This window comes from Clostridium muellerianum (genome assembly GCF_012926525.1).
Classification (GTDB): Bacteria; Bacillota; Clostridia; order Clostridiales; family Clostridiaceae; genus Clostridium_AM; species Clostridium_AM muellerianum.
The window spans coordinates 1-4229 of record NZ_JABBNI010000046.1 but is presented as its reverse complement, the minus strand read 5'-3'; the positions used below and the strand labels follow the sequence as shown (position 1 = coordinate 4229).

The following is a 4229-nucleotide window of genomic DNA, read 5'->3' as shown; positions in this document are numbered from 1 at the left end:
TAAGCTAGTAAGACCCCTTGAAGAACACAAGGTTGATAGGTCAGAGGTGTAAGCATGGTAACATGTTCAGCTGACTGATACTAATAGGTCGAGGGCTTGACCAAATAAATTCACTGTGCAATTTTGAAAGGATAATAAATATCTTTTCAAACAATTAAATAAATAAATCTGGTGATTATGACATAAAGGTAACACCCGTTCCCATTCCGAACACGATGGTTAAGCTTTATAGTGCTGATGGTACTGCAGGGGAGGCCCTGTGGAAGAGTAAGTCGTTGCCAGGTAATATGGTTTACTAGCTCAGTTGGTAGAGCACATGACTTTTAATCATGTTGTCCGGGGTTCGATTCCCCGGTAAGCCACCAAAAGAAACACTCATTAAAGAGTGTTTCTTTTTTTTATATTGTAGTATAATAAAAATAATATTACCATGGCAATGATGAGAATAGAATTTGTAGTAATCTAAGGAGGATAAGTTATGGATAAAAGTTTAGTAAAGCTTATAAGTGCATTTAGTATTAGTGGAGATGAAGATGAAATAAGAGATATTGTAAAAGCTGAATTAAGCAATATTGATTGTGATATAGAAGAAGATAAAATAGGAAACTTAATTGTAAGGATTGGAAATGGTGGGCAAAAGTTTATGGTTTGTTCGCACATGGATAGTATAGGATTTATGGTTTCTCATCTGGAAGAGAACGGAATTATAAAAGTAGAAAAAATAGGTGATTTTAATTGTAATAATATGTGTCATAGTTTTATAAGATTTAAAAATGGAACTGTAGGCAAACTTTTATTAAATAAAGATGAGATATTTATAGATATAGGATCAAAGAATATAAAAGATACAATAAGTAAAGTTAAAGAAGGCGATACAGCGTGTTTAGTAGGACCATATTTGGAGTTTCCTCATGATAGCTTAGTAAGTCCTTCATTAGATAATAAGATAGGATGTTACATATTATTAAGATTAATAAAAGAAGTAAAGAATAAAAACAGTGAATTGTATTTCGTTTTTTCATCTCAAAAAAAGCTTGGGGGAAGAGGTATAAGAGCGGCTGCTTATAATATAGACCCAGATTTCTGTATTATCATAGATTTGGAAAATGCAAGAGATGCTGTAGATTCTCTAAATAATGTTGAGATAGATAAAGGACCTGTATTAAAACTTATGGATAATTCTATTATAATGAATAAGGATATAAAAAGTATGCTTGAAAAATCAGCTAATAAGACTAATGTAAATGTTCAATACAGTATAAGTACAGGAAGTTCACAACCTAATTTAATATATAATGAAAAACCAGATATAAGAATAGGGGAAATAGCAGTACCATGCAAATATAAAAATTCAATTTCAGAAATGATTTCTACAAATGATGTAGAGGATAGTATTAAGATTTTAAAAGAACTAATATTAAATGAAATTTAGAATATAATTCTATGAGAAATGTTGAAGCTCTAAACTTAAATTTTGTTTAGAGCTTCTTTTAATTTCGTCCAATCTTCTTTATACATAGAGTAAAATTCTTCATTTCTATTATAAGTTAGAGCTGATGGATGATACATTGGAAATACATATCGGTTTAAATCAGTGTTAAGAAAAAGATTACCATGACATTCACCTATGGATTTAAAGTTAGTTAGTCTTTTTAGTGGTATATTACCTAATGTTACTATAATTTTAGGATTAACAAGTTCTATTTCTTTATTTAAAATTTCACGAAATAGATTTACTTCAGAAGTTTTTGGAGGTCTATTACTTATAGTTATTCTTCCAGAAGTACCTTCTTTTGTTTTTATAGGTCTAAAAAAACAAGTATTTGTTATACGAACTTCATTTCTAGATAAGCCTATGGAAGTCAGAAATTTTTCAAAATTTTTTCCCGCCATTCCTACAAAAGGCTTTCCCTCTTCAACTTCTGTTTTTCCAGGAGCTTCTCCAACAAACAATATATTGCAAGGAATTGGACCATCACCTGAAATAAATCCTCCAGTTTTTTCTGCAGTATAATTTTCACTTATTTGTTTTATCTCTTGTTTTAAAAATTCATCTGTAGCCATTAATAACTCCTTTCATTAATTGGACTTAATATATTCTATCATAAATTACATACTATATATAAATATTATATCTTAAAATACTATATTTAAAACAAAATTGTATTCATACAGTTGCTTTAAATATGTCTGGTGATATAATTATACAAAAATGTTAAAAATACTTATATTGGGAGTGATAATAATATGAATGTTCCTCATATAATGACGCCAGGACCAACTGAAGTAAGGGAAAATGTAAGATTGGCAAGAAGCATTAGATGCACTAATCCTGATTTAGATTTTAAGTTTTATGATTTTTATAAAGAGACTTGTGAAAAAATAGGAGTATTATTAAATACGAAAAATCAAGTTAGAATACTAAGTGGAGAAGGAATATTAGGATTAGAAGCAGCTTGTGCATCATTAACAGAAAAAGGTGATAGAGTTTTAGTTATAGACAATGGAATTTTTGGAGAAGGTTTTGGAGATTTTATAAGAATATATAATGGTGAAGTAGTAACTTTTAAGGGTAGTAGAAAAAGGAAAATAGATATAGAAGAATTAAAAAGTTTTTTAGAAGTAGATAGTAATTTTAAATATGCTACTGTTGTACATTGTGATACACCTTCAGGAGTACTAAATGATATATCATCAATATGTAGGTTACTAAATCAGAAGGGGATACTTACTGTAGTAGATAGTGTAGCTGCCATGGGAGGAGAAGAGGTAAGAGTAGATGATTGGAAAATAGATATATTGATTGGTGGATCACAAAAATGTATCTCTGCACCTCCAGGACTTACAATAGTAAGTATAAGTGATGATGCATTTAGTTCTATGAAAAATAGGAAAAGTGAAATAGCTTCTTTTTACTGTAATTTATTAGTATGGGAAAAGTATTATGAAGACAAATGGTTTCCGTATACACCACCTATAAGTGATATAACAGGACTTAGAAAAGCTATAGATAATATGATAGAAGATGAAAACATATTATTAAGACATAGTAAAATAGCAGAAGCAACTAGAAATGCAGTTAGAGAAGCAGGATTAGAATTATATATTAATGAAGGATATTCGAGTACAGTTACAGTTATTAAAGTTCCAGAAGGCATAAATGATAGTGAATTAAGAGAGTATATGATAGAAAATTATAATATAATGATAGCAGGATCATTTGGATACTTAGAAGGAAAAGTAATAAGAATAGGTCATATGGGTGAAAATGCTAGAATGGATAATGTAAGTTACGTGTTATTTGCTCTTCAAAAATCACTAGAGCATTTTGGATTTAAGTGTCAATGTGATATGTACTCTTGCTTTTTAAGAGAATTTTAAAAATGAAAATACTATGTGTGGCTCCATAACTAAAATTAAGTATGGAGCCATAGTGTTTAATACTTAGAAGTGTTTGCCATTTTCATAGTAGCAATTTTCTTTGAATACTGTAAAAAATATATCTACGTCATTACAACCTATATTATGTATAAAAGTAGTAATACATTCGGCTACCTTATCTTGAATTTCCTGTCCTCTATCAAACCAAGCTACTTCAATAAAAGGATATCCTTCAGTTAATGATCCATTTTTTATAAATGAAGAAGGTATATGTTCAATTGTAAAATAGTTTTCAGGACAACCTATAATATTTTTCAACTGAGTAATTAATTCTGTACTTATAGGTAGAATTTTTTCTTTTTGAATACCTCTTATTTTTATTTGTGGCATATAAATCACCTCCAATAGTATTGTAACTTATATAGTAGGAAAAGCAAATATAAAGTTTATATACATATTTTATAGAATAAGTTAAAACAACACTTCCTTGCGTATCAGTATAAGTATAAGTGAGCAAATTGTAGTTATATAGAAGTAAATGACATATGAGGATGCTTTAATAATAAGTTAGTCAACATATTGTATAAAGAATGTGGTACAATAATACATGTCGCTTGAGAGAGCAGGCAAAGTTACTTAAAAAAATGTGTTGACATTAACTTAAGTAACATGGTATTATGTTAAAGCTGTGTGAATGCAGCAAGCTTAACAAAAAGAACTTAAAAAAGTTCTTGACAAGATTAAGTAAACATGATAAGATATAAAAGTCGCTGAGATGCGACAAGATCCTTGAAAATTAAACAGAGTGAAAGTAAGATTTAAATCTTATTTTAAATAAGCCAGTATTA

Annotated in this window: 4 protein-coding genes, 1 tRNA gene and 2 rRNA genes; 5 read left to right on the top strand and 2 right to left on the bottom strand. The window is 28.9% G+C overall.

Going from position 1 to position 4229, the window contains the following annotated elements:
• The 4 genes from HBE96_RS18095 to HBE96_RS18080 all read left to right on the top strand — a co-directional run.
• Positions 1 to 104 (top strand): 23S ribosomal RNA (locus HBE96_RS18095); the annotation flags it as partial.
• Positions 105 to 167: 63 nt separating this feature from the next.
• Positions 168 to 284 (top strand): 5S ribosomal RNA (gene rrf / locus HBE96_RS18090).
• A gap of 5 nt (positions 285 to 289) precedes the next feature.
• A tRNA-Lys gene (locus tag HBE96_RS18085) sits at positions 290 to 365 on the top strand.
• Positions 366 to 478: 113 nt separating this feature from the next.
• Complete coding sequence (locus HBE96_RS18080) at positions 479 to 1432, top strand: zinc-binding metallopeptidase family protein (protein WP_169299118.1); 954 nt, start codon at positions 479 to 481, stop codon at positions 1430 to 1432.
• Between the two features lie 35 nt (positions 1433 to 1467).
• Here HBE96_RS18080 and HBE96_RS18075 read toward each other — a convergent pair whose 3' ends face one another.
• Positions 1468 to 2064, bottom strand: a complete 597-nt coding sequence (locus HBE96_RS18075; RefSeq protein ID WP_169299117.1) for a uracil-DNA glycosylase — start codon at positions 2062 to 2064, stop codon at positions 1468 to 1470.
• 183 nt (positions 2065 to 2247) lie between these two features.
• Here HBE96_RS18075 and HBE96_RS18070 point away from each other — a divergent pair, with 183 nt between their 5' ends.
• Entirely contained in the window at positions 2248 to 3381 is a 1134-nt protein-coding gene (locus HBE96_RS18070) for a pyridoxal-phosphate-dependent aminotransferase family protein (RefSeq protein WP_169299116.1), read from the top strand.
• Between the two features lie 63 nt (positions 3382 to 3444).
• Here the strand turns inward: HBE96_RS18070 and HBE96_RS18065 are convergent, their stop codons facing one another.
• A complete protein-coding gene (locus HBE96_RS18065; protein WP_169299115.1) occupies positions 3445 to 3771 on the bottom strand; it encodes a DUF1904 domain-containing protein in 327 nt (108 codons plus the stop codon).
• Positions 3772 to 4229 lie beyond the last annotated feature (458 nt).